Origin of the sequence: Pseudarthrobacter oxydans, assembly GCF_013314975.1 — a bacterium.
GTDB lineage: Bacteria > Actinomycetota > Actinomycetes > Actinomycetales > Micrococcaceae > Arthrobacter > Arthrobacter oxydans.
Map to the genome: position 1 here is coordinate 19,927 of NZ_JABTYH010000031.1, position 23,183 is coordinate 43,109.

At 67.2% G+C, this 23,183-nt stretch carries 20 protein-coding genes; 6 read left to right on the forward strand and 14 right to left on the reverse strand.

What is annotated here, in order from left to right:
• Positions 1-224: 224 nt before the first annotated feature.
• Positions 225-1,352 (reverse strand): non-homologous end joining protein Ku, encoded by a 1,128-nt coding sequence (gene ku, locus HTS88_RS17360; protein ID WP_174180549.1) that lies wholly within the window; start codon positions 1,350-1,352, stop codon positions 225-227.
• A gap of 40 nt (positions 1,353-1,392) precedes the next feature.
• On the opposite strand from ku, the gene HTS88_RS17365 reads away from it, so the two are divergent.
• On the forward strand, positions 1,393-3,843 hold the full coding sequence (locus tag HTS88_RS17365; RefSeq protein WP_174180551.1) for an ATP-dependent DNA ligase: 2,451 nt from the start codon (positions 1,393-1,395) through the stop codon (positions 3,841-3,843).
• Positions 3,844-3,961: 118 nt separating this feature from the next.
• Here the strand turns inward: HTS88_RS17365 and HTS88_RS17370 are convergent, their stop codons facing one another.
• Positions 3,962-4,222 (reverse strand): hypothetical protein, encoded by a 261-nt coding sequence (locus tag HTS88_RS17370; protein ID WP_174180553.1) that lies wholly within the window; start codon positions 4,220-4,222, stop codon positions 3,962-3,964.
• Between the two features lie 523 nt (positions 4,223-4,745).
• Between HTS88_RS17370 and HTS88_RS17375 the strand changes: the two genes are divergently transcribed.
• Both HTS88_RS17375 and HTS88_RS17380 read left to right on the forward strand, forming a co-directional pair.
• Entirely contained in the window at positions 4,746-6,362 is a 1,617-nt protein-coding gene (locus HTS88_RS17375) for an MFS transporter (protein ID WP_174180555.1), read from the forward strand.
• A gap of 233 nt (positions 6,363-6,595) precedes the next feature.
• Positions 6,596-7,705 (forward strand): FUSC family protein, encoded by a 1,110-nt coding sequence (locus HTS88_RS17380; RefSeq protein ID WP_174180557.1) that lies wholly within the window; start codon positions 6,596-6,598, stop codon positions 7,703-7,705.
• Here HTS88_RS17380 and HTS88_RS17385 read toward each other — a convergent pair.
• Genes HTS88_RS17385 through HTS88_RS17405 form a run of 5 tightly spaced genes read right to left on the reverse strand, consistent with a single transcriptional unit; the run spans position 7,655 to position 13,963 of the window.
• On the reverse strand, positions 7,655-8,458 hold the full coding sequence (locus tag HTS88_RS17385) for an SDR family NAD(P)-dependent oxidoreductase (RefSeq protein WP_174180559.1): 804 nt from the start codon (positions 8,456-8,458) through the stop codon (positions 7,655-7,657). The genes HTS88_RS17380 and HTS88_RS17385 overlap by 51 nt on opposite strands.
• A 9-nt stretch (positions 8,459-8,467) precedes the next feature.
• Entirely contained in the window at positions 8,468-10,333 is a 1,866-nt protein-coding gene (locus HTS88_RS17390) for an IucA/IucC family protein (RefSeq protein ID WP_174180561.1), read from the reverse strand.
• Positions 10,330-10,923, reverse strand: coding sequence for a GNAT family N-acetyltransferase (locus tag HTS88_RS17395; RefSeq protein WP_174180563.1), 594 nt, complete (start codon positions 10,921-10,923; stop codon positions 10,330-10,332). The genes HTS88_RS17390 and HTS88_RS17395 overlap by 4 nt, the downstream gene beginning before the upstream one ends.
• On the reverse strand, positions 10,920-12,365 hold the full coding sequence (locus HTS88_RS17400) for a lysine N(6)-hydroxylase/L-ornithine N(5)-oxygenase family protein (protein WP_174180565.1): 1,446 nt from the start codon (positions 12,363-12,365) through the stop codon (positions 10,920-10,922). The genes HTS88_RS17395 and HTS88_RS17400 overlap by 4 nt, the downstream gene beginning before the upstream one ends.
• Entirely contained in the window at positions 12,362-13,963 is a 1,602-nt protein-coding gene (locus HTS88_RS17405; protein ID WP_174180618.1) for a pyridoxal phosphate-dependent decarboxylase family protein, read from the reverse strand. Before HTS88_RS17405 ends, HTS88_RS17400 begins: the two co-directional genes overlap by 4 nt.
• 281 nt (positions 13,964-14,244) lie before the next feature.
• Here HTS88_RS17405 and HTS88_RS17410 point away from each other — a divergent pair, with 281 nt between their 5' ends.
• Positions 14,245-14,589: a hypothetical protein gene (locus HTS88_RS17410; protein ID WP_174180566.1), complete on the forward strand. Its 345-nt coding sequence runs from the start codon at positions 14,245-14,247 to the stop codon at positions 14,587-14,589.
• Between the two features lie 194 nt (positions 14,590-14,783).
• On the forward strand, positions 14,784-15,095 hold the full coding sequence (locus HTS88_RS17415) for a hypothetical protein (RefSeq protein ID WP_174180568.1): 312 nt from the start codon (positions 14,784-14,786) through the stop codon (positions 15,093-15,095).
• 88 nt (positions 15,096-15,183) lie between these two features.
• On the opposite strand, the gene HTS88_RS17420 is transcribed toward HTS88_RS17415, so the two are convergent.
• From HTS88_RS17420 to HTS88_RS17450, 7 genes are all read right to left on the reverse strand, one after another.
• Complete coding sequence (locus tag HTS88_RS17420; RefSeq protein ID WP_174180570.1) at positions 15,184-15,513, reverse strand: GNAT family N-acetyltransferase; 330 nt, start codon at positions 15,511-15,513, stop codon at positions 15,184-15,186.
• 20 nt (positions 15,514-15,533) lie between these two features.
• Positions 15,534-16,865, reverse strand: coding sequence for an acyltransferase family protein (locus HTS88_RS17425; RefSeq protein WP_251425915.1), 1,332 nt, complete (start codon positions 16,863-16,865; stop codon positions 15,534-15,536).
• Positions 16,866-16,957: 92 nt separating this feature from the next.
• Complete coding sequence (locus HTS88_RS17430; protein ID WP_174180572.1) at positions 16,958-17,362, reverse strand: DUF1304 domain-containing protein; 405 nt, start codon at positions 17,360-17,362, stop codon at positions 16,958-16,960.
• Positions 17,363-17,461: 99 nt separating this feature from the next.
• Complete coding sequence (locus HTS88_RS17435) at positions 17,462-18,313, reverse strand: class II fructose-bisphosphate aldolase (RefSeq protein ID WP_174180574.1); 852 nt, start codon at positions 18,311-18,313, stop codon at positions 17,462-17,464.
• On the reverse strand, positions 18,313-19,731 hold the full coding sequence (locus HTS88_RS17440; RefSeq protein ID WP_174180576.1) for a GntP family transporter: 1,419 nt from the start codon (positions 19,729-19,731) through the stop codon (positions 18,313-18,315). Before HTS88_RS17440 ends, HTS88_RS17435 begins: the two co-directional genes overlap by 1 nt.
• Positions 19,732-19,866: 135 nt before the next feature.
• Entirely contained in the window at positions 19,867-20,766 is a 900-nt protein-coding gene (locus tag HTS88_RS17445; RefSeq protein ID WP_174180578.1) for an NAD(P)-dependent oxidoreductase, read from the reverse strand.
• A 44-nt stretch (positions 20,767-20,810) separates the two neighbouring features.
• Positions 20,811-22,286 carry a four-carbon acid sugar kinase family protein gene (locus HTS88_RS17450; protein ID WP_174180580.1) on the reverse strand — a complete coding sequence of 492 codons (1,476 nt, stop codon included), beginning with the start codon at positions 22,284-22,286 and terminating at the stop codon, positions 20,811-20,813.
• Between the two features lie 171 nt (positions 22,287-22,457).
• Between HTS88_RS17450 and HTS88_RS17455 the strand changes: the two genes are divergently transcribed.
• Positions 22,458-23,162, forward strand: coding sequence for a FadR/GntR family transcriptional regulator (locus HTS88_RS17455; protein ID WP_174180582.1), 705 nt, complete (start codon positions 22,458-22,460; stop codon positions 23,160-23,162).
• Positions 23,163-23,183: the final 21 nt, after the last annotated feature.

The following is a 23,183-nucleotide window of genomic DNA, read 5'->3' on the forward strand; positions in this document are numbered from 1 at the left end:
CCTCTCAGGTGGCAGGTCAGAGTGAGTGACAGCACGCTGTGAGGCCACAGCGGAGGCTGTGATGCGACTCATTGTGGACGCACCGGACGCCGCTGTAAAGGACCCGGAACAAACAGGTCCCCGCTACTTAAACAGGTGCCCGCTACCGGAAAGCAAGCAGGCCCAGTAGTAGTTTCTTAGGCATGGCATCGAACCACGGAGCAGGCTCCGCAGTCCGCGGACCATCACGCCGGCTTGCGCGCCCGCGTGCCGGTAGCCTTGCCGGCGGCGGATTTGGCAGCAGGTTTCGCGGCGGTGGACTTGGCAGCCGCGGACCTGGAGCCCGCGGACTTGCTCGCCGCGCCCTTGGCCTCCGAGGACTTGGCGGCGCCTGCCTTGTCCCCGGCCGATTTCGAGGAACTGGTTTTGCCGGCAGGGGGCTTATCCGCGGACTTGGCTGCGGCGGACTTGGCTGGGGCGGACGTGGACCGCTTGCGCGCCGGTTTCGTTTCTTCCTCCCCCTCCCCGGCGGCGCCGCCGGAATCCCCGCCAGCCTCGTCACCAGCGCTGCCTGCCGCGGAACCGGAACCCCTTTTCCGGTCGAGGCTCCGCTTCAAGGCCTCCATCAGGTCGATGACTTCACCCTTGCTGCCTTCTCCGGCTTCCACCCCAAAGGTTTCCTCCGTGTCCAGCGACTCGCCCTGCTCCAGCTTGGCCTCAATGAGCTGGCGGAGCTGCACCTGGTAGTCGTCCGTGAAGGAAGCGGGATCGAAATCCGCCGCCATGGACTCCACCAGCGCTGCGGACATGTCCCGTTCCTGCGCGCTGATCCGGACATCCGCCTCCAGGGACGGGAAGTTCGCCTCGCGCACCTCGTCCGGCCAGAGGAGGGACTGGAGCACCAGGACATCGTCCTTGATCCGCAGGGCGCCGAGCCGGGTCTTCTCCCGCAGCGCGAACTGGACGATGGCTACCCGGTCCGTGTCCTCCAGCGCCCTGCGAAGCAGCACGTAGGCCTTGGGCGACTTGGAGTCCGGTTCCAGGTAGTAGCTCTTCTCGAACATCATTGGCTCAAGCTGCTCCGACGGAACGAACTGCACCACTTCGATCTCGTGGCTGTTCTCGGCCGGAATCGCCTTGAGCTCCTCTTTGGACAGGACCACGGTCCGGCCGTCCTCTTCAAAGGCCTTCTCGATGTCCGAGTAATCAATGACCTGGCTGCAGACCTCGCACCGGCGCTGGTAGCGGATCCGGCCGCCGTCGGCATTGTGGACCTGGTGCAGACTGATGTCATGATCCTCAGTGGCGCTGTAGACCTTCACGGGCACGTTGACCAGGCCGAACGCGATGGCACCCTTCCAAATGGCTCTCATTCATCAAGTGAACATCACGCAACGCCGCAGGTGAAGCCCCATGCCTGCCGCTAAGGACCGTGTCCGGGTTGCTGGGCGGGAACTGACCCTCACCAACCTGGACAAGGTCATCTATCCGGAGACCGGCACCACCAAGGCGGACGTCCTGGCCTACTACGCCGCCGTGGCCCACGTCCTGATCCCCGCGGCATACAACAGGCCGGCCACCAGGAAACGGTGGGTGAACGGCGTGGGGACAGCGGACAAGCCCGGCGAGGTGTTCTTCCAGAAGAACCTGGAGGACTCGGCCCCGGGGTGGCTCCCGCGGGCCGCCATCACCCACAAGGACCGCACCATCCACTATCCGATGGTCAACGACCCCGCCACGCTCACCTGGTTCGGCCAGATCAACTCGCTGGAAATCCACGTGCCCCAGTGGCAGGTGGACTCCCACGGCAGCCAACTGAACCCCGACAGGCTGGTCCTGGACCTGGATCCCGGGGAAGGCGCAGGGCTGGAGGCCTGCGTGGAAGTGGCCCTCCTGGCCCGCACCATCCTCCAGGACGTGGGCATGGACCCGGTCCCCGTCACCAGCGGCAGCAAGGGCATCCACCTGTACGCCGCCCTGGACCGGTCCCAAACCTCAGAGCAGATCTCCGCCTTCGCCCGCGAGCTCGCGCGGGCCCTTGAAGCCGACCACCCGGACCTGGCCGTCAGCGACATGAAGAAGACCCTGCGCAAGGGCAAGGTGCTGGTGGACTGGAGCCAGAACAACGCGGCCAAAACCACCATCGTCCCCTATTCCCTCCGCGGCCGCCCCACGCCCATGGTGGCTGCGCCCCGGACCTGGGAGGAGATCGGCTCCCCCGGACTCACGCACCTGGACTACAGGGAGGTCATGAGGCGGGTGCAGGACGGCACGGACCCGTTCGCCGTCGTCGTCGATGCCGGCGGCGACCCCCGCCTGGGCAAGTACCGCTCCATGCGCGATCCCGCCAAGACCCCCGAGCCCTTCACGGGTGCGCCCGGCAGCGGCGACACCTTCGTGATCCAGGAACACCATGCCAGCCGCCTGCACTATGACTTCAGGCTGGAGCACGAGGGAGTGCTGGTGTCCTGGGCGCTGCCAAGGGGCGTTCCGGAATCAAGCGGCAAGAACCACCTGGCGGTCCAGACCGAGGACCATCCCCTTGACTACGCCGGCTTTGAAGGGACCATCCCCAAGGGCGAGTACGGTGCCGGCGAGGTCACCATCTGGGACCACGGGACCTATGAGCTGCACAAGTGGATCAACGGCCGGGAAGTCATCGCCACTTTGACCGGTTCGGAGGGAGGCGGCCTGGGCGGAACCAGGAAGTTCGCGCTCATCCACACCGGCCGCGGCCAGGGGAAAGACTCAGAGGGACAGTGGCTCATCCACCTGATGGATCCGGAACGCCACGGCGGCAGGCGGAAAGAGGCGGTTCCGGGGCAGGCAGTTCCGGGCCCCTCCGTTCCAGGGCCGGAAAAGGAGGACGGCGGGACGCCGACCGGGGCGGCGGGCCCGGCACCCGATCCCGGGGAGTACCGGCCCATGATGGCCACCTCTGGCGACGTTGCCGCCCTGCAGGGCAGCGACTGGCAGTTCGAACTCAAGTGGGACGGGGTGCGCGCCATCCTGGTGGCCGACGAAAAAGCGGTCAGGATCTTCAGCCGCAACGGAAACGACGTCACCCGGAGCTACCCGGAACTGGCCGACAGGCAGTGCTGGCCGGACCAGCCGTTCGTGGCGGATGGCGAGATCATCGCCGTCGGGCCGTCCGGCAGGCCTGACTTCGGCCTGCTCCAGGGACGGATGAAGCTCACCCGGCACGCCGACGTCGCAAGGGCGCGGACCGCCATCCCCGTCCAGCTGATGCTTTTCGACCTGCTGAACGACGGCGGCACGGACCTCCGGCGGCTGCCGCTCGCCACGCGCCGGCAACGGCTGGAGGAATTCTTCACCCCGTCCGGCTGCCCCGTGGGCCTCTCACCGGTTCTGGAGGAACAGGTGGAACACATCCTGGAGAGCGCCCGGGAACTGGGCCTGGAAGGGGTGATGGCCAAGCGGACGGACAGCCGCTACGTGAGCGGGCAGCGGACCCGCACCTGGACCAAGCTGAAAGTGGAGCAGACGCAGGAGGTGGTGGTGGGCGGCTGGCGCCCCGGCAAAGGCGGTCGGCAGGACACCGTGGGCTCCCTGCTGGTGGGCATCCCGGACGGCAGGAAGCTGCAGTATGCGGGACGGGTGGGCAGCGGGTTCAGCTCCCGGGAACTGGCGGAGCTCCGGCAGACTGTTGAACGCCTGGCAAGGAAAACCTCCCCGTTCCAGGACGTCCCGCGCGAGGATGCCGCGGATGCGCACTGGATCTCCCCCGAACTGGTTGGCGAGGTGACGTACAGCGAGTGGACGGGCACGGGACGGCTCCGGCACCCCGTGTGGCGGGGCTGGCGGCTGGACAAAGAGCCGTCGGAGGTAGCGCGCGAAGACTGAGCCGCAGGCGGGCGAGCTGGCCGCGGACCTTCAGGGAACGACCGGAACAGCAAAAAAGGGCTGGGAACACCTGTCCGGCGTTCCCAGCCCTTGTGTGCATCCCAGGGGATGGGTTTCCTCAGGACGAGTGGGGCATCTGCGGCCGGCTGGTGCGGTGGATGGCCGTCACTGCGGCTCCCTGCCCCATGCGGCCGTGGCTTGCATCCCGCTCCTTCGGGTGCCGCCGCTTTCCGTTGCCGTCCGGCCAGGTGCGCTGCCCGGGTCCCGCCATCGGGGCAAGCGGTGCTTCCGCGCCCGGCATGTCAGGGGTGTCCATTGCCTCGGCGAGGTGGCTCGCCACCTCCGGATTGATGTGCTTTTTCATGTTGTCGTCAGCCATTTGTTCTTCCTTTCCGCGGTGAAATGAAGTGCTACCAAGAGTGGCCGCTCAGGGCCGTGTACGACTGAAGGAGAGGCGGGCCGGGCGCGGGCCGCAGGCGTCCGCCTAGATGAAAGAGAGTGTTCCCATGGCACAACCTTAGGGAGGCGCGGCGCGCCTGTGAACCCCCCTTTTCGCCCCGGCGGGAAAGGGCCGACGACGACGTCCCGCCGGTTGCGCGGAACGGCAGGAAACGCCGTGGCCGCCGTCACAATGGGCCCCGAAAGCGGCGCTAATCGCGGCACTGTGGCGCATACCACTTAAATACTTGGGCAGCGGGTGCGCCTGTGGCGGGCTTCGCCAGTGATGGCAAGGGAATCGGCGGGGAGGGGAACCTCCGCTGAAGCGTACCGAGGACCCCGAAAAGGGCCGATCCTACGGCATCAGAAGGCCGTCCGCCACGGCATTCGCGTAAAATTGAAGGCCTGCCCAGAGCGGGGCAGCTACAAGTCGCAAGCAAATGACCTCCACAGGAGTTGCCCAAATGCCCACAGACCGAAGCGTGAACCACTCTTCCGCAGGCCTTAATCCCGCCTCCGGAACCAACCCAGCTGCACCCCCCGGAGCGACGTCTCCGGCGGCTTCCAGGAATCCCCGGAAACCAAAAATACTCGCACGGCGCCGGCTCAAGGAGTCGGACGTCAACGTGGTTGACCAGCCCATGCTGAAGAAGGCCCTCGGCGGAACCATCGTGGGCAACACCATGGAGTGGTACGACGTCGGCGTGTTCGGCTACCTCATCACCACGATGGGTCCTGTCTTCCTGCCGGAATCCGATCCCACCACCCAGACCCTGTTCCTGCTGGGTACCTTTGCCGCCACATTCATCGCCCGCCCCCTGGGCGGCGTGATCTTCGGCTGGCTGGGTGACAAGATGGGCCGGCAAAAGGTCCTTGCCGCCACACTGATGCTGATGGCCGCAAGCACGTTCGCCATCGGCCTCCTGCCCGGATATGCGCAGATCGGGCTGTGGGCCGCCGGGCTCCTGGTGCTGCTGAAGATCATCCAGGGCTTCTCCACCGGCGGTGAGTATGCCGGCGCCACGACCTTCGTCAGCGAGTACTCCCCCGACAAGCGCCGCGGCTTCTTTGCCAGCTTCCTGGACCTGGGCAGCTACATGGGCTTCGCCATCGGCGCCGCCCTGGTCTCGGTCCTGCAGCTGACGCTCGGCCAGGCAGCCATGGAGGAATGGGGCTGGCGGATTCCCTTCCTGATCGCCGGCCCGCTGGGACTGATCGCCGTCTACTTCCGGAGCAAGATCGAGGAATCCCCGCAGTTCCAGGCCACCCTGGATGCCCAGGAGGACCTTGCCAAGAATGCTGCCGCCTCTGACCAGGCAACGGCCAAGGGCCCGGTGGGAATCGTCAAGGCCTACTGGCGCTCCATCATTGTTGCCATGGTCCTGGTGGCGGCGGCCAACACGGCCGGCTACGCGCTCACGTCCTACATGCCCACATACCTCACTGAGTCCAAGGGCTACGATCCGGTGCACGGCACCCTGCTGACCATCCCCGTGCTGGTGGTCATGAGCCTCTGCATTCCGCTGACCGGGAAGTTGTCGGACCGGATCGGCCGCAGGCCCGTCCTGTGGATCGGGGCAGTCAGCACGGTGGTTTTGGCCATTCCGGCCTTCATGCTGATCGGCATCGGTGAGATCTGGTCAACCCTGGCCGGCCTGGCGCTGATTGCGTTCCCCGTGACCTTCTACGTTGCCAATCTGGCCTCGGCCCTCCCGGCGCAGTTCCCCACCTCCAGCCGGTATGGGGCCATGGGCATCGCGTACAACTTCTCGGTGGCGATCTTCGGCGGCACCACGCCGTTCATCGTCGCAGCCCTCATCGGCGCCACGGGCAACGACATGATGCCCGCGTACTACCTGATGGCAACCTCGCTGGTGGGCGCCGTGGCCATCTACTTCCTGAAGGAGTCGGCCCAGCGTCCGCTGCCCGGATCCATGCCCAGCGTGGATACCCAGGCTGAGGCCCGCGAACTTGTTGCCACGCAGGACGAGAACCCGCTGCTCAACCTGGACGAACTCCCGTTCGACGAACAGGACATCACCGATTCACGGGATACCGGGAAGGTTGCTGCCGGCGTCTAGCCTGTCCTGCCGCAGCACCGCCTGCGGCGCAACCTTTCCGGGGCACGTCATGCAGCCCCGCTCAGAAGGCCCGTCCCGCGTGTTTCCTTGGGGGAAGCACGCTGGGCGGGCCTTTGGCGTCCCAGTCACAATGACGCCCCATGTCCCCTGGCCCCCGGCGGAAATGACCGGCCGTGCCGCCCGGTGGTAACTTCCTGATGGCCGGTCGGGAAATCAGCAGGAGGTTGGGTGCCATGGAACGCGTCCTCCTTCAGGTGCGCGCGCTCCACCGGCTGGAGCCGGCCAACAACGACCATCTCGCCGCCGCCCGCGTGGCCCTCAGCGTGGCCGTTCCGTCGCTCCTGCTTCTGGCAGCGGGCCGCACCGACCTGATCATTTACGCCGTGTTTGGTGCCCTGACCGGCATGTACGGCCGGTCCGAACCGCACCAGCTGCGGCTCAGGCACCAGTCCCAGGCCGCCGTCGTCCTGCTCACCGGCGTGGCTGTGGGTGTGTTCCTGTCCGTAAACCATCTCCACTCTTGGTGGCTGGTGGGCGTAGAGGCAGCCCTGGCCGGCGTCGGATCGGTCCTTGCTGACCGCGTACGGCTCAAGCCCAACGGACCGTTTTTCGGGATCCTTGCACTGGGCGCCTGCGCCTCGGTACCCACGGTGGTGCCCTGGCAGATGACCATCCTGATCGCCGCAGGCTCCGCCGCGTTCTCCATGCTGGTGGGGTTCGGCGGCTGGTTCCGCCGGAGGTCCTGGCAGCGCGGCGCCGTCCGGGCTGCTCCCGGCGTGACCCCCGCCGGGCACCGGGAGGTGCTGGTGCACGCCGCCCGCTACATCCTGGCTGTAGGTGCCGCCGGCACGGCAGGCGTCCTGACGGGCGGCGGGCATCCGCACTGGGCCATGGCGGCAGCCGCCGTGCCGCTCGCGGGAGCCGACCTCCCCAGCAGCGTCCGGCGCGGCGTCCACCGCATTGTGGGAACGTTCCTGGGGCTGGCAGTGACCGCCGTCGTGATTCTTCCCGTTCCTTGGTCCCTGGCGGGCCTGTTTCCGGGCGGGCAGGCCGTGGTGCTGGCCCTCCTGGTGGTCCTCTTCCAGTTCACCACCGAGCTCTTCATGACCCGCCACTACGGTCTTGCCATGGTTTCCTTTACGCCCGTGATCCTGCTGATGACACAGCTTGCCCATCCCATTGATCCCGCGGTCCTGATCCTGGAGCGCGGGGCGGAGACCCTGGCAGGGGCCCTGGTGGGGATCGCCGTGGTGGTGGCCGTCCGGCCGGCAGCGACCCGCACGCCGGCTGCCCTACTGGGGCGTGCGGGCGCCCTTCGGCTTCCGCGCAGGCCCCGCCACTAGCCGTGCCGGCGCTATCCGCGCCACGGCCGCCACTACTTTGTACCGCCTGGACGGGATGGAAACTGCTTTGCCCCGCGCGTTGTCCGCCAGGCCGTCACGGACCACCCGCCCGGCATGCAGCCACGCCCACGACGGCGCGACAGACTTGTCCATCCCCATCCGGTCGTGGAACTCCGTGTGGGTGAAGCCGGGGCAGACCGCGGTGACCTTGATACCCTGCCTGGCGTAGGCGAGGTTCGCCCACCGGCTGAAACTCACCAGCCAGGCCTTGGCAGCGGAGTACGTCCCCCGGGGGAGGAAGGCCGCAATGCTGGCCACGTTGATGATCCGGCCGGAACGGCGCTCCAGCATCCCCTTCAAGGCTGCATGGGTCAGCTCCATGGCCGTTTCCCCATGCAGCTTCAGGTGCTTTTTCTCCTCCGAGATGGGGTTGTCCTCGAAGTTGTGCAACAGCCCGATCCCGGCGTTGTTCACCAGGATCTCCACCGGACGCTGCGGATCGGACAGGCGTCCGACGACGGCTGCCACGCCGTCGTCGGACGCAAGGTCTGCTGGGAGTACCTCAGCCGTGACCCCGTAACGCCGCTCCAGCTCCGCCGCGGATTCCTCGAGGCGGGCGCGGTTCCGTGCCACCAGCACCACGTCGTGGCCCTGCGAGGCGAGCTGCCGGGCGAACTCGGCTCCCAGCCCGGCACTGGCTCCGGTGATGAGGGCGGTGGTCCTGGCGGCTGCATCGGAAGTCTTTGGGGTCATGGGGCAAGCCTAGCCAGATCCCTCCTCCGTGGCCTGCGCTGCGCGGAACCTGGCAAGGGGGTTGGCCAGCCGGCCGGCCATCTGGAGTCCCCCGGAGGGGTCGGTGAGGTCCAGCATCTGCTGGTTGTTGCGCAGTTGGAGCCGGTTCAGGCAGGACAGCTCGAAGTCCGCCGCGAAAAGGTCATGGCGGGCGAACTGGGCTGCGAGCTCGGGATGCTGGGCCTGGTAGTCCTTGATGGCCTCCGCGGCCGTCCGCCAGAAGCCCTCCTGGGCCAGGATGCCCTCCTCTTCAAACAGGGCGGCCAAGAAGCGGAAGATGCAGTCGAAGATGTCCGTGAAGATGGCCAGGACCTTCTCGCCGTCAGGGATGTCCGCCTTGATGCGCGAGACGTCCCCGGGGAGGTCCACCCTCTCCCCCATCACCACGATCTCCTCGGCAATGTCCTTCATGATTGCCCTGACGGGGACGCCGTCCTCCAGCACCAGGATCACGTTCTCGCCGTGCGGCATGAAGGCCAGTTCGTACCGGTAGAGGCAGTGGACCAGCGGGACGAGGTAGGCCTCGAAGTAGCGCCGCAGCCACGCCTCGGGGCGGAGGCCGGAACGCTCCACCAGGGCTGCCACCATGGGCGTGCCGGCGGAATCGGTGTGCAGGAGCGAGGCCATGGTGGCCAGTTGCTGCCCGTCCGCCAGCAGCGGCAGCGGGCTTTCGCGCCAGAGTGCGGAGAGCATCTTGCGGTAGGGGGACCCGGGCGCGGACCCTGCCTCGTAGTACCCGTTGTGGTAGCCGATCGCTGCCACCTCCGCGATCATGGTGAAGCCACGCCGCTGCAGCGCGCCGTCCGCCTCGATCAGGTTCCGCAGCCAGCCGTTGATGGCGGGCGTGGCTTTCATGTACTGCGGCGACAGGCCCCGCATGAAGCCCATGTTGAGCACGGACATGGCGGTCTTGACGTAGGTCCGCTCCGGCGCAGTGACATTGAAGAACGTGCGGATGGACTGCTGTGCCTGGTAGCTGTCCGACCCGGTTCCCACATGCACAATGCGCTGCCGGGCAATCTCCGCGGCGAAGGTGACAGCCAGTTTGTTCTCCCACTGCCATGGGTGGACCGGCATCAGGAAGTAGAGGTCCGGGTCCAGGCCCAGCGCGTGGAGCCGGGCGTGGAAGGTGCCCAGGAGGGGGCCCAGTTCGGCGTCCAGGTGGGCCCGGTAGTCCAGCCCTTCGGCGGCGGTGAAGACGGCGCTGCTCCGGTGCACGGCGATCCATTCCAGCAGGACCGGGGCGCCGGTTTCCGGGGCGAAGGCGTGGTAGTCGCTGATGCCGAAGCCCAGGCGCCCGTTGTTGGCGACGAAGCACGGGTGGCCTTCCGTCATGCTGCGCTCGATGGCCTGGAAGTCAGCCGCCGGGTTCCGTCCGCCGGTGATGCCGGCCGCCAGCCCGGCCGACGACGGCTGGCCGGCCCATTGCTTGTACGCATGGCTTGCCAGCGTGCTGCTGATCTCCTCCAGGTAGACGGGCAGCATCTGGATGTTGATGCCAAGGGTTTCATGGAACGCCGTGACGAACTCCAGCACGTCCAGCGGCGCCTCGGTGCCGTCCCGGAAATACCTGATGGAATCAGCGTCGATGGACCAGTGCTCCAGTTCCAGGAGCCGGGCGTCGAAGTGGTACTGGTGCGTGCCGTCGCCGCTGGCCAGACGGTAGCTGCCGCTTCCGTTCACCGGTTCGGGGGCCAGGATCCGTTCGTGCGAGAACTCGGCGAGCGCCTTGCGCAACAGGTGCCGGTTCGCCCTGGCCCAGGCCTCTGCCGTGAGGTGAGGGACGGGGGCGGCGGGCTGGCCGGCGGTGGTGGATTGTTCGAGCTGGATGGTCACAGTGATGCTCCCTGGGGGATAAGCGGGCGGGACGGCATGGCGGGAAGTGTGGTGCGGGCGGGCAGGGTGGTGCGGGCGGCGAGGTAGTCGGACCGGCAGCAGAAGCTCAACAGCGCTTCCTTGTCCGGGAGGGTCACCACACCCGCGGGCTGGAAGCCCAGCCGCTCGTTGAGGGCATGGATTTTTGTGTTCCGCGCATCCGGTTCCACCACGATGCGCTCCACCCCGGGCACGCTGAACAGGCGGCCCAGCACAGCATCCATCACCGCTGCGGTGTAGCCGGGCTCAGGACCTTCCGACGGCGGCGCCACCAGCAGGTGCATGCCCACGTCACCGGGCAGGACAGGATAAACGGCTGCCAGCGGCGAGTAGGCCGGCTGGTATTCCTCCATCAGGAAGGCGGGAGTGCCGCCGTCGAGCCCCAGCAGGGCGTGGTGGTGGCCGCTTGACTGGATCTTTGCGTACTCCCGGGCCACGTCTTCCACGGTGGCGAAGAGCATGCCCCAAAACGTGGCGTAGGGCCGGGTCACCCAGCTGTGCAGGAGTGCGGCATCGGTTGCGGGATCGAGGCAGCGGAACGAGAACCTCATGCCGGCACCCCCGCCCCGATGCCAGCGGCTGCGGTGCCGTAAACTGCGATGCCGGAAACTGCGGTGCTCCCGGGCCGGCTGGGGGGCCGTCCCCCGCCGCGGGCGGCCGGGTCCGCGGGTGCCCCGAACTGCTGGAAGGCGATGCTCTCCTCCACCGGGTATACCTCCCGGCCGGTGATTTCCCGCAGGATGCAGGAGTTGCGGTACGCGCCCATGCCCAGGTCCGGGGTGACGAAGCCGTGGGTGTGCAGTTCGGCGTTCTGGACGAAGATTTCCCCGGGCTGGACGCCGGCGCTGTAGTTCCGGTCCACTGCGAACCTGCCGGCACCGTCCCGGGCGATGCGGTCCCGCACGCCTGCCAGGAATCCCGGCTCCCGGTAGCTGTAGCCCGTGGCGAGCACCACGGCGTCGGTGTCCAGGGTGTAGGAGCTGCCCTGTTCGTCGTGCCTCAGGTGCAGCGTGTGGTTTCCTGCCGCGGGGTTCCACTGGGCGGCGGTCAGGGACGAATGGGTCAGCAGCCGCGTATCCACCATGCCGGAGATGCTCCTGGTGTAGAGAAGGTCGTAGATGGCGTCGATCAGCTCCGAGTTGATGCCCTTGTAGAGGTTCTTCTGGGTCTTGTTCAGGTGGTCGCGCCGGTGCTCCGGCAGGCCGTGGAAGTAGTCGACATATTCCGGGGACGTCATTTCCAGGGTCAGCTTGGTGTACTCCAGGGGAAAGAACCGGCCGGAGCGGGTGACCCAGTCCAACCGGTAGCCGTGGGCGTCCGCCTCCTGCAAAAGGTCATAGTAGATCTCCGCCGCGCTCTGGCCGCTGCCCAGGACGGTGATGCTGCGTTTCCCCTGCAGTTCCGACTTGCGGGCCAGATAGTCGGCGTTGTGGAAAGCCACTCCCCCGCTGCCGGCGGCAGCCTCCGCGATGATGCCTGCGGCGGCCTCCGGTACGTAGGGGGTGGTGCCGGTGCCCAGCACCAGCCGCCGCGCGTACAGCACCTCCGGCCCGTCCGGACCGGACACGGACAGCCGGTACACGCCGTCGTCGTACGCCACATCCAGCACAGCCGTGCCGAAGCGGACGGCGGGCAGCTGCCCGGCCACCCACTGGCAGTACTGGTTGTATTCGGCCCGGAGCGGGTAGAAATTTTCGCGGATGTAGAAGCGGTACAGCCGCCCCGTCTGCTTGAGGAAGTTCAGGAAGGAGTAGGGCGAGGTGGGGTCCGCGAGGGTCACCAAATCCGCCATGAAGGGGACCTGCAGATGGGCCGGTTCCAGCATCATGCCGGGGTGCCACTCAAAGGAGTCCCGCTGTTCCACGAAGATACCGTCCAGGCCTTCCACCGGTGCGGCCAGTGCCGCGAGGCCCAGGTTGAAGGGCCCGACGCCGATCGCCGCGAAGTCGAGGATCCTGCCGTTGGCTGCCTTCCGGTTGTCGGTGGTGCTCATGCGGATGCCCCGGCCTTCAGGAGTCCTGCGCCGGTGGTGCGGAGGAGGCCGATGATTCCGGCGATGTCCTCCAGCATGGCTTCGGCGTTGAGCAGGGTGAATTTCAGGTAGTGGCGGCCGCCCACCTTTGTTCCCGCCACAACCGCTTCTCCGGAGGCGAAGACGGCGGCGCGGATGGCCGGGTTGAGGGCGTCGGCAGCGTCCTCGGACAGCCGCTCCCCGCTGTCCAGGCGTGGCCGGTAGCGGAACACGAGGGTGCTGAGCTGCGGCGGTGCGGCCAGGTCAAAGTCATCGTCTGCGGCGAGCAGCGAGCCCACGCGGGCGGCCAGGTCGATGGCTTCGTCAAACAGGGCGCCAATGGCGTCCGCTCCCATGATCCGCAGGGTGAGCCACAGTTTGAGGGCGTCGAACCGGCGGGTGGTCTGGATGCTTTTGTCCACCTGGTTGGGGATCTCGGCCAGGGCTGCGCTTTCCGGGTTCAGGTAATCCGCGTAGTAGGTGATGTGGCGCAGCATGGCACGGTCCCGGACGAGCAGTGCGCTGGAGCTGACCGGCTGGAAGAAGGTTTTGTGGAAGTCCACCGTGACCGAGTCCGCCAGCCGTGTTCCGTCCAGGAGGCGGCGGTATCGGCCGGATAGCATCAGCCCGCCCCCGTAGGCGGCGTCGATGTGGAACCACGCACCGTAGGCCCGGGCCAGGGCGGCGGTTTCCGCGAGCGGGTCCACCGCGCCGAAGTCCGTGGTTCCCGCGGTGGCCACTACCGCCATGGGAATAAGGCCGGCGCCGCGTGCGTCCGCCATGGCTTCGGCGAGGGCGGCAGGATCCATCCGGTGGTCGGGCGTGCACCGGATGGCGATGACGGCGTCGAACCCCAGGCCCAGCATGGAGGCCGATTTTTGGATGCTGAAGTGGCTGTCCTCCGAGGTGAAGATCCGCAGGGTGTCCAGCAGCGCCGGCAGGCGGAGGCCGGCGCGTGCCGGGTCCTGCCGGAGGCCGGCCACTGCATGGTTGCGCGCGATCAGCAGCGCCTGGAGGTTGGACTGGCTGCCGCCGGAGGTGAAGATGCCGTCCGCGCTGCCGCCAAGGTGCAGCCGTTCGGCCGCCCAGTCGATGAGCCGCCGCTCGATCATGGTGGCGCCGGCACTTTGGTCCCACGTGTCCAGGGAGGAATTCACCGCCGACAGGACAGCCTCCCCCACCAGGGCCGGGATGACCACGGGGCAGTTCAGGTGGGCCGCGTACTTGGGATCGTGGAAGTAGACAGCATCGCGCAGGTACACGTCCTCGAGTTCCTGCAGCGCGGCTGCCGTGTCCGGCAGAGGGGTGTCAAGGTCCACGGCGCCCACCCGCGCCTTCATGCCGGCGGGATCGACGCCGGTGAACGGCCGGGCGGTCCGCTCCAGTTTGGTGGCCACGGCAGTGACGCCCTGCAGGACCTGGGCGACATAGCGCGTCGCATTGCGGGCGTTGAGGAGGTGGTTCGTGGCGCCCAGGGCCAGTTCAACGCGGGAGCCGAAATCGTGGCCAGGGGCCAGGGTGGCCGGCCCTGCCGCCGGGCTGGCTGGCTTATCCAGATCTGTCTCGTCAAGGCGGGGCATCAGCGGCACTGGTCGTCCTTCTCTCGGGAATCACGGAAAATCACAAAGGACAGCCTTACTTAGGCCACCCTTTTAATCAAACTTTTGTGATGTATTTCCCGAAACAGTGTCCATTCCGCCAAATTTGCACCGCAGGAGCCGTCATTGACTGGCGGCGGGCGGTCTGACTGCTGCACAATCCCCCGCGCCGGTCCGGGCGTATGACAAGACGGGCATGACCCGACGGGCCTAGGGTTGGCACTGGGCGGCCGGACCGGGCTGCGCGGCAACCAGGGGGAAACGTGGAACAGGGACCAGCGGGCGCGATCGGATTCAGGGAAGTGGACAGCGGCGGGAACCCCGTCCGCAGCGAAGCCACCGCTGCGGGGGATGAAGACTACGGCAGGGGCCGCAGCCTGGCCGTCAATCCCTTCATTGCTGCCCTGTGGATCCTCACCATCACCCTCATCAGCGGCGGCGCCTGGGTGTTCCTCAACGCGAACTCCATGGTGGGACCCTCCGCGGGAGGCATGCCGGCATCTTTCCTCGTTTTCACCTTTGCCCCCTACGCGATTTTCGCCGGACTCGCGGCGCTGGTCTGCCTGCTGTTCTGGCATGCACTGCAGTGGCAGCGCCGGCGTCGCTAAAAGGCATCCGTAACCGCTGGACCCCGCCAGCCCCGGGGCCGGCAAGCGGCGGAAAGGTGCGCTGGAGCACCGGCGGATTTGCCCGGGCATTAGTAAGCATGCTTAGGTGTTGGGGTAAATGAACCTCCGCAAGCAGTTCGCGGCGGGGCTGCCAACGCCGGCAGTTCCGTGAAGAAGCCCAAGGATGACCCATCATGACCACCGTTGCAGACCACCAGCTTACGGCGCCCGACGTAACCGGCGTACGGGCAGAAACCCTGCTGGACGCCACCCCGCCCGCGGACATGGGGCTGCTTCTGACACTGAGTTCCCGCATGCATTGCCGCGCTCCGATGCAGCGGGTGGATCCGGAAGAACTGCCTGTCCGGCTGCCCGTCCACGTGGATGGAACCACGGTGGGCCCGGTGGGCACCGGCCCGGTGTCCGAGCACGTGGAGACCTACCGGTGCGCGTGTGGTTTCACCATCGACGCACCCGTCCTCAGCGGGCACGCCCTGGCCAGCTGAGGGCTGCCGCAGGACGCCGCGGCAGGATTGCTTGCCCGCACGTCCGGTGCGGGCGCCTGCTTGGCAGGCTGCCCGTGCAGTCCGCGGGTCAGCTGTCCGGCCAGTCAACGAACTGTTCATACCCTTCATGCTTCCGTAAATAGGCTGCGATGAAGGGGCAATGGGGAATGATCCTTTTGCCGGTGGCCACAACATCGTCGAGCGCGAAGTGGGCCAGCACCTTCCCCAGGCCCTGGCCTTCAAAGCCCTCCGTGGTTTCCGTGTGGCTGAAGTCGATGTGGCCGGGCTTGTCCGTGAAGAAGGACTGGACAGCCAGTTTCCCGTCCACCCGCAGCTCATACCGGTGCTCTGCATCATTGCGTGCCAGTGAAACGTCAGGGCTGAACTGGTCTTCGGTGGACGTCATGTTCTCGGTCATGGTTCGACACTGGCACTACTTCACTCCGCTGGCAATGCCTCTTCCCCTGCCGTCATTTCCTGGCCGTTGGGCCGTCCGCGCCGGAACGGGAGCCGCACTCCGCGCAGGAACGCCAGCGCCGCCAGGAAGCACACGGCCGCGGCCCCCAGCAGTCCAAGCGTCAGCCCGTTGACGGCGGCGGCTGCTGCCGGGATAAAGACAACCACTGCCGCGCCCGCCACCTGGAAGGCGGGCCGGCGGCGGAAGCGGGGCGGCGCCGTCGGACGTTCCTCGAGGCGTCCAAACGCCGCAACGGCGGGCACCAGCAGGACAACCAGCGCCAGCAGGACCAAGGGCCGCGACCACCACCACTCCGCGCTTCCGGAGGCAGGCATCGGGACGGGGGTGAGAAGGAGCAGGCCCGACATTCCCGCCAGGAGGGGAAGATGCCACAGATAGACGGTCAGCGAGCGTCCGCCGGCCACGCGGAGCACCGTACGAACCCAGCCGAGGGAACAGAGGGGGGCCAACGCGGGCCGTGCCAGTTCGAGCAGGGCCACCTGCGAAACGCCCAGGAGGAAAAGGGTGAGGTTGGGCGGATTGAGGTTCACCAGCATGTTGACCGGGTACAGCCCCAGGGCCGTCAGGAGGCCCAGCAGGAGATGCGCCGTGAGCACCAGCGCCAGCAGCCGTGAGCGGGAAATCCTGGCGAAGCGGCCGTCCGCAGCAAGGAAGCCCAGCTGTTGGACGGCGCACCAGAGAAACACCAGGTTGGCGTAGGCGAGCAGCGGCAGTGTGGCCCGCAGGCAGTCGACAGCCACCACCAGGGCTGTCAGGCTCCCGATGGCCAGCCAGGGACCGCGGGCGTGGAAAGCAGCCAGGACCGGGATGGCCAGCTGCGCGGCGAGGTAGGCGGCAAGGAACCAGAGCGGCATCGCCGCGCCGGCCGCCATCAGCTGCACCACCTGGGGGTGCACCCCAAGCCGTCCGGCCATCCAGAATCCAAGGAACATGGCTGCCAGCAGGACAGCGGCCGGACGCACCAGGCGGAGGAGCCGTGCGTGGAGGAAGTCAGCGGCAGTGCCGCCCTGGCATCTGAGCCGCTGCCAGGACTGCAGGCCGGTGGCCCCGCCGGCCACGAAGAACAGCGGCATGACCATAAAAACCCAGATGACGGGCTCGAACCAGTCCTGGTTCCCCAACGTGTTTTCGGAGGTCACCGTCCCGTCCGCGTGCAGCACAGGGCTGACCATCATGGTATGCCCCATCACCACCAGCGCCAGGCAGCTGAACCGGACAAGGTCCAGGACCTCGTCACGGCCGCCTGCCGGACCGGCGTACGGGTCTGGCCCCTGCTCCTTCGCTCCGCCCACGTTGCATCCCTTTGCGGTACTGCCGGTTACAGCTCCATTGTGCGCCTGCCCGTGGCGCAGGTTAAGGAGCGGTCCGGGAGGGCCGGCCGTGGCTAGACAGCGAGTGCGGCGGCACCCAGCACGACGGCGAGCAGCGGCGTGGCCCCCTGGGTTGCGGCAGCGCGGAGGTACTTCCTGCCGGTCAGGGCCAGGACAAGCGCAGCCAGCAACATGGAACCGCAGCAGCTGAAGACCAGGGTCCAGCCTGCGGTTGCCAGGACCTGGTCCTCCGGTGCCAGCGCCACGAACCCTGCCCCCACGAAAGCTCCCACCGCCAGGAACAAGTTGTAGAAACCCTGGTTATAGGCAAGCGGCCTGGTGGTCTCCGCGTCCGCCTGGGTGGCCACACCGAAGCGCTTCCAGGTGGCAGGCCTGGTCCAGGTGACGGACTCCATGGTGAAGATATAGACGTGGAGCGCACCAGCCAGGAGGGCAAAAAAGAGGGAGGCCAGGATCATGGGATTGATCCTAGCCTCCCCTTCCGGGAGCTTTTGTCCACCGATGCAGACCCCAGGCGGGTCCAACCCTGCACAACTGGACAAGAAATCGAGTGAACGTCAGCGGGTGAGCGTTGCCAGCGTTTGGGCGGCGAAGGTGCGGGCCGAGCTGTTCCAGTGGCCCAGGAGCCCCTGGAGGTTTTCACCGTCGGACCGGTGCCCCGGCAGCTGGTCCTGCAGCGTGGCCAGCACCCCGGTGCGGAGCTCGGTGTTGAAGTTGACCTTGCCAACATTCATGGCGGCTGCCTTCACCAGCTCCTCCGCGGGAATCCCCGAGGCACCATGCAGCACCAGCGGAATATGCGTCCGCACAGCGATGTCCTGCAGGACGTCCCAGCGCAGCTGCGGCTCCCCCTTGTACTTGCCGTGCACGTTCCCCACCGCCACGGCGAGCAGTTCCGCGCCGGTCCGGGACACAAAGTCCTCCACCAGCGCCGAATCCGTCAGGCCGGCCACGGCCACACCGGACTGGTCCGCACCAAAGGCGCGGTCCTCGTCTCCGGCGAGGCCGCCAAGCTCGGCCTCAAGCACAACATCCGGGCCCAGGAGCGACCGGGCACCACGGACCAGCGCGATGTTGTCCTCGTACGGCAGCGCGGAACCGTCGGCGAGGACGGAATCCGCCCCTGCCGCGACGGCGTCGGCCATCACCTGAAGGTCCGTTGCGTGGTCAAGCTGCACGGCCACAGGCACGGATGCGGCATCAGCGAGGCCCCGGAGGGCTCCTATGAGGCGCAGTCCGTTGGGCGTGGCGGCAGTCTTGGGAGCCACCAGCAGGATGGCGCCGCGGCCCGCCTCCTCCGCTGCGGCCACCACTGCCATGGCCGTGGTGAAGTCGTAGCAGGTGAAGGCCGGGACGGCGGAGCCGTGCTGGAGGGCCGAGGTCACCAGGTGGTCGAGTCGGGTGCGCATCAGACGCCCAGGCCTCCCACGAGGACCCACACCAGGAAGGTCAGCGCGAACCCGGCCAGGCCCAGGATGGTGGTGAGCACGGTCCAGGTCTTCAGTCCGTCAGCCACGGACAGCCCCAGGTACCGGGTGACGATCCAGAAACCGGAGTCATTGACGTGGCTGAGTCCGAAGGCGCCGAACCCGATCGCAACCAGGATGAGGGCCGTCTGGATGGGTGAGAACCCGCCGTCGGCAACGGATGCTGCCAGCAGGCCGGAGGTGGTGATGATGGCAACGGTGGCGGAACCCTGGGAAGCGCGCAGGATGGCGGCGAGGATGAACGCCATCACGATGACCGGAAGGCCTGCAGTCTGCAGCCCTTCGGCGAGGGCCTTGCCGATGCCGGAGACAGTGAGGACTTTGCCGAAGACGCCGCCCGCACCGGTGACCAGGATGACGATGGCGGTGGGAGCCAGGGCTGAGTCCATGACTTCGCCGGTGTGCTGGGAGGACCAGCCGCGGCGGATTCCCAGGAAGTAGTACGCCAGGCCCAGGGCGGTGAGCAGGGCGATCAGCGGGGCGCCAACAAAGGCGGCCAGCTGGGCGGGGAAGGAGTCCTTGGGCAGGATGACCGCGCCTACGGTGCCAACCATGATCATCAGGATGGGCAGGACGATGAGCGTGATGATCATGGCCGGGCTGGGGGCCGTCTTCACCTGGTTCCTGACAGCCACGGAAGAGGTTCCCTGCGCGGCTTCCTGTTCAACCTGGGACGTGCCGGTGCCAAAGAGGCGGAACTGCTCGGCGGTGGCGGGAAGCATGGGGAAGTCGCGGCGGTTCAGCCTGCGGGCAACGAAGTAGCCCAGGACGCCCACGGGAATGCAGAGTACGAGGCCCAGGATGGTGGTCCAGCCGATATCCGCGCCGAGGATGCCGGCGCCGCCCACAACGCCGGGGTGCGGCGGGACAACAACGTGGATGGCGAGCATGATGGCGCCCACCGGAAGGCCGATCTTGACGGGGTTGACGCCGGCGGCCTTTGCGAAGCCGTAGATGATGGGGATCAGGATGATGAATCCAACGTCGAAGAAGACGGGGATGGCCAGCAGGAAGGCTGCGGCCGTCAGCGCGGCGATGACCCGGCGGGGGCCGAGCAGCTGCGTGAACTTGCCGGCCAGCGACTGTGCGCCGCCGGAAATTTCGATCATCTTGCCGAGCATGGCGCCGAGGCCGACCAAAATGGCCACGGACCCGAGGGTTCCGCCCATGCCTTCGGTGACCGTTTTGATGACGTCCGGCAGCGGAATGCCCGCCACCAGGGCAACAGCGACGCTGACCACCAGAAGGGCGAGGAAGGCGGGGATTTTGAACTTGATGACGGCCACAAGCAACAGGGCGACGCCCGCCGCTGCTATGGCCAGGAGAGCTAGTGCGCTCATCGTGTGTCTCCTTTGACATCGCCAGTCAAGACTAGCGAGCTGGTTTTTCGAGGGGAATGCTGGGGAACGGCAGGGAGGGTGCGACGACGGCGGAGGGGGGACCGCCGCCGTCGCACGTTTGGGGGGAAGGTGGGGCTACTTTGTGCGCTTGGTGGGTGCGACGACCTTGATGACGGCGGAGTCGTCGGCAGCGGCGAGGCCCTGGGCCTGGCCCAGGAGGTAGAGCTGTTCGGCGGCGGCGGCCACCGGGGCTGCCAGGCCCGCGGCGCGGGTGGCCTTGCCCACGATGCCCATGTCCTTGACGAAGATGTCCAGGCGGGACAGGACCTCGGCGCCTTCCTCGGTGTACGCCTCGAGGATGCGCGGGCCGCGGTTGGAGAGCATGAACGAACCCGCGGCGCCGGCCTCGAGCGCGGCGAGGGTCTTGGCCTGGTCCAGTCCCAGCGCGTCGGCGAGGGCCATGGCTTCTGCGGCCGCGGCGATGTGGACGCCGCAGAGCAGCTGGTTGACGGTCTTGAGGGCCTGTCCGTCGCCGGGCTTGTCACCCACCACGGTCAGGGTGGAGGCCAGCAGTTCCAGCGCGGGGGCCGCTTTTGCGCGGGCTTCCGGGGAAGCGCCGACGACGATCAGCAGGTCGCCTTCGCCGGCGCGCTTGGGGCCGCCGGACAGCGGCGCGTCAACAAGCTCGACGCCGTATTCGGCCAGCTTTTCGACGGTGGCCGGGATGGCTTCGGTGCCGACGGTGCTGCCGAGGATGACGACGGCGCCCGGCTCCAGCACCGAGGCCACGCCGCCCTGGCCGAACAGGACGTCGTTGAGCTGCTCGCCGTTGCGGACGGCCAGGAGGACGGCGTCGGCGCCCTTGGCGGCCTCGCGGGCGGTGGCGAAGGTTGCGATGCCGGCCTCTTCGGCGAGCTTCAGGCGGGGTTCGGCGATGTCGAAGCCGTGGACGGTCAGCTGGGACGCCAGGCGGGTGGCCATGGGCAGGCCCATGGCGCCGAGGCCCAGGACCGTGACGGTGTAGTTGCTGGTCATGGTGTTCTCCATTGAATGTGTGCGGGATCTGTAGCGGGTGGGGACTAGAAGGTGCTGCTGAGCTTGCGGGTCACGTCGGCGAGGGACTGGTCATCGCCCACGTTGCCGGCGAAGACGATGTACGGGATGCCCTTGGCGGGGCCATCCACGGGCTCCCAAAGGGAGACGATGCCCGGCAGCATGGGGCCGCGGACAATGGCGTGGCGGATCTCAAGGCCGTGGGCGGCCACGTCCGAGGAGGTGATGCCGCCCTTGGCGATGACGAACCGGGGCGGGAAGGTCTTCAGTGTCCGGTTGACCACGGCGACGACGGCGGCGGAAACCGTGCGGGCGATCCGCAGGCTTTCGGCGGGGTCGTCTGCCTTGATCAGCAGGCGGCTGGTGTGGACGATGACGTCGCCGCCGCGGAGGGCTTCGGCGACGGTGTCCACGGTCCGGTCCAGGTGCACTTCGGCGTCACTGGGGGCTCCGAGCAGCTTTTCGACGTCGATCTCCACGATCCGGGCGGCGCTGTGCTGGTCGGTGAGTGCCTTGAGCTGGCGCGTGGTGACTCCCACGTGGGATCCGACGACGATCAGGCCCCCCGCCTCGGAGGGGGTGTTGCCTGCGTAGGCCTCGGCGCCGCTGAGTTCGGTGCGGATCTCCTGGCCGATCCGGGCACGCCCGAACGGGGGGCCCACCCGGTAGAGGAGCTTCTTGCCGCGCCGTTCGGCTTCTTCGAGGCCCAGGGACAGGGCGCGAAGGTCGTTTTCGGTGACGATGTCCGCCACGATGGGGGTGGAACCGGTGGCCGGTTCGATGGCGTCGGCGATGGCATTGGCAGTGGCCTGCGGATCGGTGGAGGCGCGGATGATGTTGAGGTCCAGGACGATCACCGAGCCGGCGCCGAAGCGGCCCTGCGACTTCTCTTCAACGTAGTCGGCCATGACGGAGGTGCTGAACCCGAAGGTGGCGTCCTTGGCGAATTCCGTCTCGGACACGGGGGTGAGTGTGCCGGTCTCCGCTCCTGTGCCGCGCATGTAGTGGACTCCGCCGATGGTGACGCGCCCGGCGTCGGGGAAGGCTGGGACCAGGACCACGCCGTCGGTCTTTTCTTCGCTGACGTCCGCAACCGTTGCGGCAATGACGTCCGGCTCCAGGGGGTAGTGGCCGCGGAGGGTGGAATCGCTGCGGCTGACGAACCCGAGGCGCAGTTCCTGGGGGGACCCTGCGGCTGCGAGGGCGTTGCGGACCACTTCCTCATTGCGAGCGGCGGCCTCGGCAGGGTCCAGGCTGCGGGTGTTCGTGAGGACATAGACGGCAGGCTTGGACTGGCTGAAGGCCCAGATGAAGTCCGCTACTTCCCACTGGGTGAGCACGGGCAAATCCGAAACTGACTGGGTTCCGGTGGGGTCGTCGTCGAGCACTACCAAGGCCCGCGGGGTTTCCGCATTGGAGGCGGCCAGGGCGCTGGCCACCAGCTCGGCGGGAATCCGGACCTCGGCCGGGTAGGCGGCCAGAACGTCTGCTTCAAGCGTCACAGTGCACTCCATTGTGTATGAATACGTTGTACGAATCCGGCGCGGCGGATCCCGGTGGAAAGATAACTGTAAGATGTCTGACATCTTGCATTTCGTTTAGTGTGGCACACGACATACAGACGCGCAAGTAGACTTGTCCGACATATGCAGTGAAGGATCAACGGGGGCACAATGGCGAGGCAATCACTGGTGGGACAGGTGGCGGATGAGCTACTGGACCGCATCATCACCGGTGAGTTCCCGCCCGGCGCCACGGTGCCGGGTGAACACGAACTGAGTGCCAGGCACGAGGTCAGCAGGATGACGGTGCGCGAGGCCATGAAAACACTGCAGGCCCAGCGGATCCTCAGTGTTGAACGCGGCCGCGGCACGTTCGTTAACCCCCTGAACCGCTGGGCGTCGCTTGAGGCGGTGTTGCGTGCTGCGTCGGAGGGAAAGAACGAGGCAGAGACCTCAGTCCAGCTCATCGAGCTCCGGCGGATGCTGGAAACAGGTGCCTGCGAATTGGCTGCCGGGCGGATCCGCGATGAGGATATCCAGGCTCTCTACAGCCACGTGGACAGCATGCGCGCCGCCCACGAGGTCAACGATGTTGCCGCCTTTGTGGAAGCGGACCTGGCATTCCACGACCTGATCCTGCATGCCTCCGAGAACGTTTTTGTGTCCGTCCTGTTCGAACCGCTGCACCAGGTGCTGCAGAAGCGCCGCACCCAGACGTCCGCGGTCCGGGAAATCCAGGAGCACGCAATCGGGCACCACCAGAAAATCGCCGAGGCGCTGGAATCCCGTGACCCTGCGCGGTCCCGGGAGGCCATGGATAACCACATGCAGCAGACGCTGGACGACCTCAAGAACCTGGTGCTCGAGGCGAAGTAGGCCGGCTTTCCCCTGGGATCA